The following is a 12,100-nucleotide window of genomic DNA, read 5'->3' as shown; positions in this document are numbered from 1 at the left end:
GATGGCCGAAGAGAAAAAAACCCGTACGCTCACCGGCAAGGTGGTGAGCGACAAGATGGACAAGTCCATCGTCGTGATGATCGAGCGCCGCGTGCGGCACCCGATCTACGGCAAATACGTAAAGCGCTCCACCAAGCTGCACGCCCATGACGAGGCGAACCAGGCGAAGGCCGGTGATACGGTCTCCATCCAGGAGTGCCGTCCGCTGTCCAAGACCAAGTCCTGGACGCTGGTCGAGGTGGTCGAGCAGGCCAAGGGCTAAGGCTCACGCCTGCAGTCAGATTAGGTTTGGAGAAAACCGATGATTCAGACTCAGACAATGCTGGATGTCGCCGACAACAGCGGGGCGCGCCGGGTGCAGTGCATCAAGGTGCTGGGCGGTTCACACCGTCGCTACGCCCACGTTGGCGACGTCATCAAGGTCACGGTGAAGGAAGCCATTCCGCGCGGCAAGGTCAAGAAGGGCCAGGTGCTGAAGGCGGTGGTCGTCCGCACCCGCAGCGGTGTCCGTCGTCCCGACGGCTCGCTGATTCGCTTCGACGGAAATGCGGCGGTTCTGTTGAACAACACCAACGAACAGCCGATCGGCACCCGTATCTTCGGGCCGGTGACCCGTGAGCTTCGCAACGAGAAGTTCATGAAGATCATTTCCTTGGCGCCTGAAGTGCTGTAAGGAGCGAGGCGGATATGCAAAAGATCAAACGTGACGATGAAGTGATCGTCATCGCCGGCAAGGACAAGGGCAAGCGCGGCACCGTCAAGCGCGTCCTCAAGGACGACCGCTTCGTCGTGTCCGGTGTGAACATGATCAAGCGTCACACCAAGCCCAACCCCATGGCGGGTAACCAGGGCGGTATCGTCGAGCGCGAGGCTCCGATTCACGCGTCCAACGTGGCCATCTTCAACCAGGAGACCGGAAAGGCGGATCGCGTCGGCTTCCAGGTTCAGGAAGACGGTACCAAGGTACGTATCTACAAGTCGACGCAGACGCAGATCGACGCCTAACGCGAGTCGGGTAGCAAAATGGCGAACTTGAAAGAACGTTATCAGAACGAGGTGGTGGCTCAACTCAAAGAGCAGTTCAGCTACGCCAACGTGATGCAGGTGCCCCGGATCACCAAGGTGACTCTGAACATGGGCATCGGCGAGGCGACCAGCGACAAGAAGCTGATCGAGAATGCCATCGGTGACCTGGAGAAGCTCTCCGGTCAGAAGCCGATGGTGACCAAGGCACGCAAGTCCATCGCGGGCTTCAAGGTGCGTGAAGGCTGGCCGATCGGGATCAAGGTGACCCTGCGCTCCGAGCGCATGTGGGACTTCCTCGATCGCCTGGTGAATATCGCGATCCCCCGCGTTCGTGACTTCCGTGGTCTCAACCCGAAGTCCTTCGACGGTCGTGGCAACTACTCCATGGGGGTGCGTGAGCAGATCATCTTCCCGGAGATCGAGTATGATAAGATCGACCGGATTCGTGGTCTGGATGTCACCATCACCACCACCGCCAACACCGATGAAGAAGGTCGTGCGCTGCTGAGCGCGCTGAACTTCCCGTTCAAGAAATAAGGGTGGGATCATGGCAAAGAAAAGCATGGTAGAGCGCGAGCTGAAGCGCACCAAGCTGGTGGAGAAGTACGCCGCCAAGCGTGCCCAGCTCAAGGCGATCATCCAGGACGTGAACGCTTCCGACGAAGAGCGCTTCGATGCGCAGCTCAAGCTGCAGCAGCTGCCGCGTGACTCCAGCCCGGTGCGTCAGCGTAACCGCTGCCGCGTCACCGGCCGTCCGCACGGCTTCTACAACAAGTTCGGCCTCGGCCGCAACAAGCTGCGTGAAGCCGCCATGCGTGGCGACGTTCCCGGACTCAAGAAGTCCAGCTGGTAACGCCACGTAGAAACATCAGGAGCGCAACGTAAATGAGCATGCAAGACACTCTGGCGGATATGTTCACCCGTATCCGCAATGCGCAGCAGGCCACCAAGGAGACGGTCACCATGCCGTCCTCCAAGCTGAAGGTCGAGGTGGCCCGCGTGTTGAAGGAAGAGGGTTACATCAACGACTTCGCGGTGTCCGAGAGCGCCAAGCCCGAGCTGACCGTGACCCTCAAGTACTTCGAGGGCAAGCCGGTCATCGAGCACATCCAGCGAGTTTCCAAGCCGTCCCTGCGCCAGTACAAGGGCAAGGACGCGCTGCCGAAGGTCGCCGATGGCCTGGGTATCGCTATCGTCACCACCTCCAACGGGGTGATGACCGATCGCGCGGCTCGCAAGGCCGGTGTCGGTGGCGAAGTCATCTGCACCGTATTCTAGGAGTTTGGAATGTCCCGCGTAGCCAAATATCCGGTAAAAGTGCCCGCTGGCGTCGAGATCAAGCTCGACGGTGACCAGCTGACCGCCAAGGGCGGCCAGGGCACCCTGTCCCTGACCATCCATCCCGACGTGGTGGTGGCTCAGGAGGAGGGTCAGCTGACCTTCGCCCCCAGCGAGTCCGCCAAGAGCTGGGCCATGGCCGGTACCACCCGTGCCCTGGTTCAGAATGTGGTGACCGGTGTGAGCGAAGGCTTCACCAAGTCCCTCGAAATCATCGGCGTCGGTTATCGTGCCCAGGCCAAGGGCCAGACGCTCAATCTGTCACTGGGCTTCTCGCACCCGGTCGAGTACACGCTGCCTGAGGGTGTCACGGCGGAAACGCCCAAGAACACCCAGATCGTGCTGAAGAGCGCGGACAAGCAGCGCCTCGGTCAGGTCGCCGCGGAAATCCGCGCCTTCCGTCCGCCCGAGCCCTACAAGGGCAAGGGTGTCCGGTACGCCGACGAGCAGGTGCGTCGCAAAGAAGCCAAGAAGAAGTAAGGCAGGGTTATGAACGCGAAGAAAGAATCTCGTCTCCGTCGTGCCCGCCGCGCTCGCGCCAAGATCCGCGAGCTGGGCGTGTATCGCCTGTGCGTCAACCGTACCCCGCGCCACATCTACGCGCAGATCATCTCGCCGGATGGTGGCAAGGTCCTGGCCAGCGCTTCCACGCTGGACAAGGCCCTGCGCGAGGGTGCGACCGGCAATGCCGACGCCGCCGCCAAGGTGGGCGCACTGATTGCCGAGCGCGCCAAGGAAGCGGGCATCACCCAGGTAGCCTTCGATCGCGCCGGTTTCAAGTACCACGGCCGCGTCAAGGCCCTGGCCGACGCCGCTCGTGAAGGCGGCCTGGAATTCTAAAGGGTTTTACGATGGCGAAGAACGAACAGCAAAGCGGCGACCTCCAGGAGAAGCTGGTCCAGGTCAACCGTGTTGCCAAGGTGGTCAAGGGTGGCCGTATCTTCGGTTTCACCGCCCTGACCGTCGTGGGTGACGGCAAGGGTCGTGTCGGCTTCGGCCGCGGCAAGGCGCGTGAGGTGCCGGTCGCGATCCAGAAGGCGATGGACCAGGCGCGTCGCAACATGGTCAAGGTGCACCTCACCGGCGGCACCCTGCAGTACCCGGTCAAGGCCCGTCACGGCGCCTCCAAGGTGTACATGCAGCCCGCCTCCGAGGGTACCGGCATCATCGCCGGCGGCGCCATGCGCTCCGTGCTGGAGCTGGCCGGTGTCCACGACGTGCTGGCCAAGTGCTACGGCTCGACCAACCCGGTGAACGTGGTGCGGGCGACCGTCAAGGGCCTGACCGCCATGCAGTCGCCGGAAGACATCGCCGCCAAGCGCGGTCTGCCTGTCGAAGCGATTACGGGGTGAGCACCATGGCAGCAACGATCAAGGTTACCCAGACCCGCAGCACCATCGGCGTGCTGGCCAAGCACAAGGCCACCATGAAGGGCCTCGGCCTGCGCCGCATCGGTCACACGGTTGAACTGGAAGACACCCCCGCCGTGCGCGGCATGATCCACAAGGTCAACTACCTTGTGCGCGTTGAGGGAGAGTAATCCATGAAACTCAATAGCCTGAGCCCGGCACCGGGCTCCAAGCACGCCGAGAAGCGCGTCGGTCGTGGCATCGGCTCCGGTCTGGGCAAGACCGGTGGTCGCGGCCACAAGGGCCAGAAGTCGCGCAGCGGCGGCAGCGTCAAGCCCGGCTTCGAGGGCGGTCAGATGCCTCTGCAGCGGCGTCTGCCCAAGTTCGGCTTCACCTCCGCGAAGTCGCTGGTCTCCGAGGAAGTGCGCCTGGCCGAACTGGCCAAGGTCGCCGGTGACGAGGTCACCCTCGAGACCCTGAAGCAGGCCAACGTGCTGAAGGACGCCACGCAGCATGCGAAGGTGATCCTCTCCGGCGAACTGAACAAGGCGGTCACCGTCCGCGGTCTCAAGGTCACCAAGGGTGCCCGTGCCGCGATCGAGGCCGCCGGTGGCAAGGTAGAGGACTAAATGGCGAAGTCAGGAAACATGCCGGCGATGGGCAGCGGTCTGAGTGAACTGTGGGCGCGTCTGCGCTTCGTGCTCCTCGCCATCGTGGTGTACCGTATCGGTGCCCACATCCCCGTGCCCGGTATCAATCCTGACCAGCTTGCTGCCTTGTTCAGGGAGCAGCAGGGCACCATCCTGGGCATGTTCAACATGTTCTCGGGTGGCGCCCTGGAGCGCATGAGCATCATGGCGCTGGGCATCATGCCCTATATCTCGGCGTCGATCATCATGCAGCTGCTGACCGCCGTCTCGCCCCACCTCGAGCAGCTCAAGAAGGAGGGCGAGGCCGGTCGACGCAAGATCAGCCAGTACACCCGCTACGGCACCGTGGTCCTGGCGCTGGTCCAGGCCACCGGCATGTCGGTGGGCCTGGCCAGCCAGGGCATCGCCTACACCGCCGACTTCAGCTTCTACTTCACCGCCATCGTCACCTTCGTGACCGGTGCGGTGTTCCTGATGTGGCTGGGCGAGCAGATCACCGAGAAGGGGATCGGCAACGGCATCTCGCTGCTGATCTTCGCCGGTATCGTGGCGGGCCTGCCCGGCGCGGTCGGCCAGGCCTTCGAGCTGGCCCGCAACGAAGGCGCGTGGAACGTGCTGCCGCTGCTGGCCCTCTCGGTGCTGGGCGTGGCCACCGTGGCCCTGGTGGTGTTCATCGAGCGCGGCCAGCGCCGCATCACGGTGAACTACCCGCGGCGCCAGGTCGGCAACAAGATGTATGCCGGCCAGAGCAGCTACCTGCCCCTGAAGGTGAACATGGCCGGCGTCATTCCGGCCATCTTCGCCTCCAGCATCCTGCTGTTCCCGGCCTCGCTGGGGCAGTGGGTGGGTGCCGGTGACGGCCTCGAGTGGCTGCAGCGGGCGTCCCAGGCCCTGGGCCCGGGCCAGCCGCTGTACATCTTGCTTTTTGCCGCGGCGGTGGTATTCTTCTGCTTCTTTTACACAGCGCTGGTCTTCAATCCCAAGGACGTCGCCGACAACCTCAAGAAGTCGGGTGCCTTCCTGCCGGGGATTCGTCCTGGCGAGCAGACCGCTCGCTACGTCGACAAGGTCATGACCCGTCTGACCCTGTTCGGCGCCTTGTACATCACTGCGGTTTCCCTGATGCCCCAGTTCCTGATCGTGGCGTGGAACGTGCCGTTCTTCTTCGGCGGTACCTCGCTGCTGATCGTGGTGGTGGTCATCATGGACTTCATGGCCCAGGTGCAGTCGCACCTCATGTCGCACCAGTACGAGTCGGTGATGAAGAAGTCCAACCTGAAAGGCTACGGCGGTGGCGGCATCATGCGCTGAGGGCGCCGCTCGTCGAACTGGCGCGTCGCGGCCCTGTGGGCCGCTTCGCAGGCCGACTTTGGAGATGGAACGATGAAAGTTCGAGCTTCCGTGAAGAAAATGTGCCGCAACTGCAAGATCATCCGTCGCAATGGCGCCGTCCGCGTCATCTGCACGGAGCCGCGGCACAAGCAGCGCCAGGGCTGATCCCCTGACGCTGTGCTGAACCGGGTGCCGGCATGCCCCTTGCCCTTCGCAGGGTAAAGGGGTATGCTATTGCGCCTTTTGTAGTAGACCAACGAGCAAGCCGCTCACATATTCGGAGTAAGCTGATGGCCCGTATTGCAGGCGTCAATATCCCGGACAACAAGCATGCGGCGATCTCGCTGACCTATATCTTCGGGATTGGCCGCACTCGTGCACAGGATATCTGTGCCGCGTCCGGCATCGCGCCGACCACCAAGATCCAGGAACTGTCATCCGAAGAGATCGACACCCTGCGTTCCGAGGTCGGCAAGTATACCGTTGAAGGTGACCTTCGTCGTGATGTGACGCTGAACATCAAGCGTCTCATGGACCTGGGTTGCTACCGTGGTCTGCGTCATCGTCGTAGTCTTCCGCTGCGTGGTCAGCGTACGAAGACCAATGCGCGTACCCGCAAGGGCCCGCGCAAGCCGATCCGCAAATAACACGCACGCTCTGGCGTAAAGACAGGAAGAAACATCAACATGGCTAACCCGCGTAGCAATCGCAAGAAGGTTAAAAAGCAGGTAGTGGATGCCGTCGCGCATATCCACGCCTCTTTTAACAACACGATCATTACGATCACAGACCGCCAGGGCAACGCCCTTTCCTGGGCGACAGCCGGTGGTTCGGGTTTTCGTGGTTCTCGCAAGAGCACCCCGTTCGCTGCTCAAGTGGCAAGCGAGCGTGCAGCGACCGCTGCAGCCGAGTATGGTGTGAAAAACGTCGACGTGCTGGTCAAGGGCCCCGGTCCTGGCCGTGAATCCGCCGTGCGCGCGCTCAACGCCGCCGGCTTCCGCGTGCAGAGCATCACCGACGCGACGCCCATTCCCCACAATGGCTGCCGTCCGCCGAAGAAACGCCGCGTTTAAGGAGACAGATTCATGGCTCGTTACATTGGACCGAAGTGCAAACTGTCTCGTCGTGAGGGGACCGACCTCTTCCTGAAGAGCGGTGTCACTCCCTTCGAGAAGAAGTGCAAATCCGAGCAGATCCCGGGTGTGCACGGCCAGCGTCGTCAGCGTATTTCCGAATACGGCTTGCAGCTTCGCGAGAAGCAGAAAGTGCGCCGCATGTACGGCGTGCTCGAGAAGCAGTTCCGCAACTACTACAAGGAAGCGGCCCGTCTCAAGGGCGCGACCGGCGAGGTGTTGCTGCAGCTTCTCGAATCCCGACTGGACAACGTCGTCTACCGCATGGGCTTTGGCTCCACGCGCGCCGAGGCGCGTCAGCTGGTCAGCCACAAGGCCATCGCCGTGAACGGCAAGACCGTCAACGTGGCGTCCTACCAGGTCAAGCCCGGTGACGTCGTCTCCGTTCGCGAGAAGGCGAAGAATCAGGCGCGCATCCAGAACGCCCTGGCCCTGGCCGCCAACCGCGGCGACGTGGCCTGGATCGAGATCGATGCCAAGAAGATGGAAGGCACCTTCAAGGCGCTGCCCGAGCGCGGCGACCTGACTGCCGACATCAACGAGGCCCTGATCGTCGAGCTGTACTCCAAGTAAGCGCTGCTAGCGCCCGGCCCCTTCGCGGGGGCCGGCTCAGAGTACCCAGTATCCGTTTGGCAGCCTGAAAGGTGTTCATATGCAGCGTTCAGTGACAGAGTTTCTTCGCCCGCGCGACATCAAGGTCGAAGAGATCAGCGCACACCACGCGAAGATCGTGCTCGAGCCCTTCGAGCGTGGCTTCGGCCACACCCTGGGCAACGCCCTGCGCCGCATCCTGCTCTCGTCCATGCCCGGCTGCGCCGTGGTGGAGGCCGAGATCGGCGGCGTCGAGCACGAGTACAGCGCGATCGAGGGCGTTCAGGAAGATGTCATCGAGATCCTCCTGAACCTCAAGGACGTGGCGATCAAGATGCATAGCCGCGACGAGGCGGTGCTCTCGCTGAACAAGCAGGGCCCGGCCGTCGTGACCGCAGGGGATATCGCCCTCGACCACGACGTCGAGATCGTCAACCCCGACCACGTCATCGCCCACGTCAACGAGGGCGCCGAGCTGAAGATGCAGCTCAAGGTGGCGCGCGGCCGCGGCTACGAGCCGGCGGACGCCCGCGTCGGTGCCGACGACGAGTCTCGTGCCATCGGCCGCCTGCAGCTGGATGCGACCTTCAGCCCCGTGCGTCGGGTCTCCTACAGCGTCGAGGCCGCGCGTGTCGAACAGCGCACCGACCTCGACAAGCTGATCATCGACTTGGAGACCGACGGCACCCTGGATCCCGAGGAGGCGATCCGTCGCAGCGCGACCATCCTGCAGGATCAGCTGGCCGCGTTCGTCGACCTGGAAGCCGACAAGGAACAGGAAGTGGAGGAGGAAGAGGATCATATCGATCCGATCCTGCTGCGCCCCGTAGACGATCTCGAGTTGACCGTTCGCAGCGCCAACTGCCTGAAGGCCGAGAATATCTACTACATCGGCGATCTGATCCAGCGCACCGAGGTGGAGCTGCTGAAGACGCCGAACCTCGGCAAGAAGTCCCTGAACGAGATCAAGGACGTCCTGGCAGCGCGCGGTCTCTCCCTGGGCATGCGGCTGGAGAACTGGCCGCCGGCTAGCCTGAAGGACGACAAGGCCTCCGCGTGAGCGCCGACTCGAGTCCCAGTTTGGTAAGGAATCACAACCATGCGTCATCGTAAGAGTGGTCGTCACCTCAATCGTACGAGCTCGCATCGCCAGGCCATGTTCAAGAACATGAGCGTGTCGCTGATCGAGCACGAGGTCATCAAGACAACCCTGCCCAAGGCCAAGGAGCTGCGTCGCGTCATCGAGCCGCTCATCACCCTGGCCAAGCAGGACAGCGTCGCCAACCGTCGTCTGGCCTTCAGCCGCACCCGTTCCAAGGAAGCGGTCGGCAAGCTCTTCAACGAGCTGGGTCCGCGTTACGCCGAGCGTCCGGGCGGTTACGTCCGTATCCTCAAGTGCGGCTTCCGCACCGGCGACAACGCGCCCATGGCCTTCGTCGAACTCGTCGATCGCCCGATCGTCGAGGAGGCCGAGGACGCCGTCGAGGAGTGATCCTCGTCGCGCCCGGCTTCGGCAAGCGCTGTAAAGAAAAACCGGCTCCCGCAAGGGGCCGGTTTTTTTCGTTGAGCGGCAAGTGGCAAGGCTGGCCTTCGGCCAGTTTCAAGTAGCAAGGAACCCCATGGGGGTGCCGAGATGGCCGGAGCATGCTGCCTTGCTCCTTGCTCCTTGCTCCTTGCTCCTTGCTCCTTGCTCCTTGCTCCTTGCTCCTTGCGCCAGTCTCCTACGCCGTGCTCTTCGCCTTCCCAGAGTGCTCCCTGGCCCGCTCCAGCAGCGGCTTGAGGAAGCGTCCGGTGTGTGAGACCTCGTTGCCGGCCACCTGCTCCGGGGTGCCCTCGGCGATGATGCGACCGCCGCCCGCGCCGCCCTCGGGACCCAGGTCGATCAGCCAGTCGGCGGTCTTGATCACGTCCAGGTTGTGCTCGATCACCACGATGGTATTGCCGTGGTCGCGCAGCCGGTGCAGGACCGTGAGCAGCTGGCGGATATCCTCGAAGTGCAGGCCGGTGGTGGGCTCGTCGAGGATGTAGAGGGTGCGGCCGGTGTCGCGCTTGGCCAGCTCCCGGGCCAGCTTGACCCGTTGGGCCTCGCCGCCGGAGAGGGTGGTGGCGCTCTGGCCCAGGCGGATGTAGGAGAGTCCCACGTCGAGCAGGGTCTGCAGGCGGCGGGCGATGGCCGGCACCGGGCTGAAGAACTCCAGCGCCTCCTCCACGGTCATCTGCAGCACCTCGTCGATGCTCTTGCCCTTGTAGGCGATCTCCAGGGTCTCGCGGTTGTAGCGCTTGCCCTTGCAGACGTCGCAGGGCACGTAGATGTCGGGCAGGAAGTGCATCTCCACCTTGATCATGCCCTCGCCCTGGCACGCCTCGCAGCGCCCGCCCTTGACGTTGAAGGAGAAGCGCCCCGGCTTGTAGCCCCGGGAGCGCGCCTCCTGGGTGCCGGCGAAGAGCTCGCGGATGGGCGTGAAGATGCCGGTGTAGGTGGCGGGGTTGGAGCGCGGGGTACGCCCGATGGGGCTCTGGTCGATGTCGATCACCTTGTCCAGTTGCTCGAGCCCCTCGATGCCGTCATGGGCGGCGGGGGTGAGGCTGGTGGCGTGGTTGAGCTCGCGGGCGGCGATGGGCATCAGGGTAGAGTTGATCAGCGTCGACTTGCCGGAGCCGGAGACCCCGGTGACGCACACGAAGAGCCCCAGCGGCAGCTCCAGGGTGACGTCCTGCAGGTTGTTGCCGCGGGCGCCGGTGAGGCGCACCACCTTCTCCGGGTTGCCGGGGATCCGCCAGGGCGGCACCTCGATGCGCCGGGTGCCGGCCAGGTACTGCCCGGTGAGCGATTGCGTGTTGTCGGTGACCTGCTGGGGGGTGCCCTGGGCGACGATGCGACCGCCGTGGACGCCGGCCCCCGGACCGATGTCGAGCACATGGTCGGCGGCGCGGATGGCGTCCTCGTCGTGCTCCACCACGATCACGGTGTTGCCAAGGTCGCGCAGCCGCTCCAGGGTCTTGAGCAGGCGGTCGTTGTCGCGCTGGTGCAGGCCGATGGAGGGCTCGTCGAGGATGTACATGACCCCCACCAGGCCGGCGCCGATCTGGCTGGCCAGGCGGATGCGCTGCGCCTCGCCGCCGGAGAGGGTCTCGGCGCTGCGCTCCAGATTGAGGTAGTCGAGGCCGACGTTGACCAGGAACTCCAGGCGGGCATGGATCTCGTTGACGATCTTGACCGCGATCTCGCCGCGCCGGCCGGGCAGCTCGAGGCCCTGGAAGTAGCGCCAGGCGTCGCCGATGGGCAGGCGTACCATCTCCGGCAGGGTGTGCTCGTCGATGTAGACGTGGCGGGACTCCTTGCGCAGCCGGCTCCCCGCGCAGGCCGGGCAGGGCTGCACGGCGATGTAGCGGGCCAGCTCTTCGCGCACCATGCTGGATTCGGTCTCGCGGTAGCGGCGCTGGAGGTTGGGCAGCACCCCCTCGAAGGGGTGCTCGCGGGTCACCTTGCGGCCGCGGTCATTGACGTAGTCGAAGGCGATGTCGTCGTGGCCGCTGCCGTGGAGGATGACCTCGCGCTCGTGGCGGGCGAGTTCCTTCCAGGGAGTCTCCAGGGTGAAGCGGTAGTGGTCCGCCACCGCCTTGAGCTGGTTGAAGTAGAAGACGCTGCGCCGGTCCCAGCCCTTGATCACCCCCTCGGCCAGGGACAGCTCGGGGTGGCTGATCAGCTTGTCGGGGTCGAACACCTGCTGCACCCCCAGGCCGTCGCAGGTCGGGCAGGCGCCGGCGGGGTTGTTGAAGGAGAACATGCGCGGCTCGAGCTCGGCGATGGAGTAGCCGCATACCGGGCAGGCGAAGCGTGCCGAGAAGGCGATGTCCTCCTGCTCGCCGTCCATGAAGTGCACCATGGCGACGCCATCGGCAAGGCCCAGCGCGGTCTCGAAGGACTCGGCGAGGCGCTGCTGGAGCCCCTCGCGCACCTTGATGCGGTCCACCACCACGCTGATGTCGTGCTTCCTGTTCTTGTCCAGCGGGGCGATGTCGTCGAGCTCCAGCACCTGGCCGTCGACCATGGCGCGCACGAAGCCCTGGGCGCGCAGCTCGGCGAGCAGCTGCAGGTGCTCGCCCTTGCGCCCCTTGACCACCGGGGCCAGCAGCATCAGCTTGCTGCCCTCGGGCAGCGCCAGCACCTGGTCCACCATCTGGGAGACGGTCTGGGCCTCCAGATCCTCGCCGTGCTCGGGGCAGCGCGGGGTGCCGGCGCGGGCGAACAGCAGGCGCAGGTAGTCATAGATCTCGGTGATGGTGCCGACGGTGGAGCGCGGGTTGTGGGAGGTGGACTTCTGCTCGATGGAGATCGCCGGGGAGAGCCCCTCGATATGGTCGACGTCGGGCTTCTCCATCATCGACAGGAACTGCCGGGCGTAGGTGGAGAGCGACTCCACGTAGCGGCGCTGCCCCTCGGCGTAGAGGGTGTCGAAGGCCAGCGACGACTTGCCCGAGCCGGAGAGCCCGGTGACCACGATCAGCTTGTCGCGGGGCAGCTCGACGTCGATGTTCTTCAGGTTATGGGTGCGCGCACCCCTGACCAGAATCCTGTCCATTCCCACCTCGTGGCCGCGGCAAAAGCGCCATTATACGAGCCGGCGTCCGGCGCCGGCAAAGCGCGACCCGGCGCCGGCTTTCCCTGGGTGGTGGCGAG

The 12,100-nt window shown here is 64.1% G+C and carries 19 protein-coding genes; 18 read left to right on the top strand and 1 reads right to left on the bottom strand.

Going from position 1 to position 12,100, the window contains the following annotated elements; genetic code table 11:
* The first annotated feature begins 1 nt into the window (after position 1).
* The 18 genes from rpsQ (at position 2) to rplQ (ending at position 8,911) form a co-directional block, all read left to right on the top strand.
* Positions 2-262 (top strand): 30S ribosomal protein S17, encoded by a 261-nt coding sequence (gene rpsQ / locus BLP95_RS15275; protein WP_023007543.1) that lies wholly within the window; start codon positions 2-4, stop codon positions 260-262.
* A gap of 39 nt (positions 263-301) precedes the next feature.
* The gene (rplN, locus tag BLP95_RS15270; protein WP_023007542.1) at positions 302-673 is read left to right on the top strand and encodes a 50S ribosomal protein L14; all 372 of its coding nucleotides are present in this window, start codon (positions 302-304) and stop codon (positions 671-673) included.
* Positions 674-687: 14 nt separating this feature from the next.
* Entirely contained in the window at positions 688-1,005 is a 318-nt protein-coding gene (gene rplX, locus BLP95_RS15265) for a 50S ribosomal protein L24 (protein WP_023007541.1), read from the top strand.
* Positions 1,006-1,023: 18 nt separating this feature from the next.
* The gene (rplE, locus tag BLP95_RS15260) at positions 1,024-1,563 is read left to right on the top strand and encodes a 50S ribosomal protein L5 (protein ID WP_023007540.1); all 540 of its coding nucleotides are present in this window, start codon (positions 1,024-1,026) and stop codon (positions 1,561-1,563) included.
* 10 nt (positions 1,564-1,573) lie between these two features.
* Positions 1,574-1,879, top strand: a complete 306-nt coding sequence (gene rpsN, locus BLP95_RS15255; protein WP_031218882.1) for a 30S ribosomal protein S14 — start codon at positions 1,574-1,576, stop codon at positions 1,877-1,879.
* Between the two features lie 32 nt (positions 1,880-1,911).
* Entirely contained in the window at positions 1,912-2,304 is a 393-nt protein-coding gene (gene rpsH / locus BLP95_RS15250; protein ID WP_023007538.1) for a 30S ribosomal protein S8, read from the top strand.
* Positions 2,305-2,313: 9 nt separating this feature from the next.
* Positions 2,314-2,844: a 50S ribosomal protein L6 gene (gene rplF, locus BLP95_RS15245; protein ID WP_089680859.1), complete on the top strand. Its 531-nt coding sequence runs from the start codon at positions 2,314-2,316 to the stop codon at positions 2,842-2,844.
* A 9-nt stretch (positions 2,845-2,853) separates the two neighbouring features.
* The gene (gene rplR / locus BLP95_RS15240; protein WP_023007536.1) at positions 2,854-3,204 is read left to right on the top strand and encodes a 50S ribosomal protein L18; all 351 of its coding nucleotides are present in this window, start codon (positions 2,854-2,856) and stop codon (positions 3,202-3,204) included.
* Between the two features lie 11 nt (positions 3,205-3,215).
* Positions 3,216-3,716, top strand: a complete 501-nt coding sequence (gene rpsE / locus BLP95_RS15235) for a 30S ribosomal protein S5 (RefSeq protein ID WP_023007535.1) — start codon at positions 3,216-3,218, stop codon at positions 3,714-3,716.
* Between the two features lie 5 nt (positions 3,717-3,721).
* Entirely contained in the window at positions 3,722-3,904 is a 183-nt protein-coding gene (rpmD, locus tag BLP95_RS15230; protein WP_016419098.1) for a 50S ribosomal protein L30, read from the top strand.
* Between the two features lie 3 nt (positions 3,905-3,907).
* Complete coding sequence (gene rplO, locus BLP95_RS15225; RefSeq protein ID WP_023007533.1) at positions 3,908-4,342, top strand: 50S ribosomal protein L15; 435 nt, start codon at positions 3,908-3,910, stop codon at positions 4,340-4,342.
* Complete coding sequence (gene secY / locus BLP95_RS15220) at positions 4,343-5,674, top strand: preprotein translocase subunit SecY (RefSeq protein WP_089680857.1); 1,332 nt, start codon at positions 4,343-4,345, stop codon at positions 5,672-5,674.
* A 72-nt stretch (positions 5,675-5,746) separates the two neighbouring features.
* Positions 5,747-5,860, top strand: a complete 114-nt coding sequence (gene rpmJ / locus BLP95_RS15215) for a 50S ribosomal protein L36 (protein WP_031384759.1) — start codon at positions 5,747-5,749, stop codon at positions 5,858-5,860.
* 125 nt (positions 5,861-5,985) lie between these two features.
* Positions 5,986-6,342 (top strand): 30S ribosomal protein S13, encoded by a 357-nt coding sequence (gene rpsM, locus BLP95_RS15210; protein WP_023007531.1) that lies wholly within the window; start codon positions 5,986-5,988, stop codon positions 6,340-6,342.
* 39 nt (positions 6,343-6,381) lie between these two features.
* The gene (gene rpsK / locus BLP95_RS15205) at positions 6,382-6,768 is read left to right on the top strand and encodes a 30S ribosomal protein S11 (protein ID WP_013331014.1); all 387 of its coding nucleotides are present in this window, start codon (positions 6,382-6,384) and stop codon (positions 6,766-6,768) included.
* 12 nt (positions 6,769-6,780) lie between these two features.
* Complete coding sequence (rpsD, locus tag BLP95_RS15200) at positions 6,781-7,401, top strand: 30S ribosomal protein S4 (RefSeq protein ID WP_023007530.1); 621 nt, start codon at positions 6,781-6,783, stop codon at positions 7,399-7,401.
* A 79-nt stretch (positions 7,402-7,480) separates the two neighbouring features.
* On the top strand, positions 7,481-8,479 hold the full coding sequence (locus BLP95_RS15195; protein ID WP_023007529.1) for a DNA-directed RNA polymerase subunit alpha: 999 nt from the start codon (positions 7,481-7,483) through the stop codon (positions 8,477-8,479).
* 39 nt (positions 8,480-8,518) lie between these two features.
* Positions 8,519-8,911, top strand: a complete 393-nt coding sequence (gene rplQ / locus BLP95_RS15190; protein ID WP_089680855.1) for a 50S ribosomal protein L17 — start codon at positions 8,519-8,521, stop codon at positions 8,909-8,911.
* Between the two features lie 229 nt (positions 8,912-9,140).
* Here rplQ and uvrA read toward each other — a convergent pair whose 3' ends face one another.
* Complete coding sequence (gene uvrA, locus BLP95_RS15185; protein ID WP_089680853.1) at positions 9,141-12,002, bottom strand: excinuclease ABC subunit UvrA; 2,862 nt, start codon at positions 12,000-12,002, stop codon at positions 9,141-9,143.
* Between the last annotated feature and the right edge of the window lie 98 nt (positions 12,003-12,100).

The sequence above is a fragment of the Halomonas shengliensis genome, from assembly GCF_900104135.1.
GTDB classification, from domain to species: Bacteria; Pseudomonadota; Gammaproteobacteria; order Pseudomonadales; family Halomonadaceae; genus Halomonas; species Halomonas shengliensis.
The sequence above is the reverse complement of the archived record's forward strand: the minus strand, read 5'-3'. Positions and strand labels throughout refer to the sequence as shown.

Coding starts and splice junctions, on each gene's coding strand:
- rpsH (WP_023007538.1), top strand. CDS start 1,912: ATGAGCATGCAAGACACTCTGGCGGATATGTTCACCCGTATCCGCAAT.
- rplQ (WP_089680855.1), top strand. CDS start 8,519: ATGCGTCATCGTAAGAGTGGTCGTCACCTCAATCGTACGAGCTCGCAT.
- rplE (WP_023007540.1), top strand. CDS start 1,024: ATGGCGAACTTGAAAGAACGTTATCAGAACGAGGTGGTGGCTCAACTC.
- rplN (WP_023007542.1), top strand. CDS start 302: ATGATTCAGACTCAGACAATGCTGGATGTCGCCGACAACAGCGGGGCG.
- secY (WP_089680857.1), top strand. CDS start 4,343: ATGGCGAAGTCAGGAAACATGCCGGCGATGGGCAGCGGTCTGAGTGAA.
- rpsM (WP_023007531.1), top strand. CDS start 5,986: ATGGCCCGTATTGCAGGCGTCAATATCCCGGACAACAAGCATGCGGCG.
- uvrA (WP_089680853.1), bottom strand. CDS start 12,002: ATGGACAGGATTCTGGTCAGGGGTGCGCGCACCCATAACCTGAAGAAC.
- rpmJ (WP_031384759.1), top strand. CDS start 5,747: ATGAAAGTTCGAGCTTCCGTGAAGAAAATGTGCCGCAACTGCAAGATC.
- rpsD (WP_023007530.1), top strand. CDS start 6,781: ATGGCTCGTTACATTGGACCGAAGTGCAAACTGTCTCGTCGTGAGGGG.
- rpsQ (WP_023007543.1), top strand. CDS start 2: ATGGCCGAAGAGAAAAAAACCCGTACGCTCACCGGCAAGGTGGTGAGC.
- rpsK (WP_013331014.1), top strand. CDS start 6,382: ATGGCTAACCCGCGTAGCAATCGCAAGAAGGTTAAAAAGCAGGTAGTG.
- rplF (WP_089680859.1), top strand. CDS start 2,314: ATGTCCCGCGTAGCCAAATATCCGGTAAAAGTGCCCGCTGGCGTCGAG.
- rplR (WP_023007536.1), top strand. CDS start 2,854: ATGAACGCGAAGAAAGAATCTCGTCTCCGTCGTGCCCGCCGCGCTCGC.
- rplO (WP_023007533.1), top strand. CDS start 3,908: ATGAAACTCAATAGCCTGAGCCCGGCACCGGGCTCCAAGCACGCCGAG.
- rpsN (WP_031218882.1), top strand. CDS start 1,574: ATGGCAAAGAAAAGCATGGTAGAGCGCGAGCTGAAGCGCACCAAGCTG.
- rpsE (WP_023007535.1), top strand. CDS start 3,216: ATGGCGAAGAACGAACAGCAAAGCGGCGACCTCCAGGAGAAGCTGGTC.
- rplX (WP_023007541.1), top strand. CDS start 688: ATGCAAAAGATCAAACGTGACGATGAAGTGATCGTCATCGCCGGCAAG.
- rpmD (WP_016419098.1), top strand. CDS start 3,722: ATGGCAGCAACGATCAAGGTTACCCAGACCCGCAGCACCATCGGCGTG.
- BLP95_RS15195 (WP_023007529.1), top strand. CDS start 7,481: ATGCAGCGTTCAGTGACAGAGTTTCTTCGCCCGCGCGACATCAAGGTC.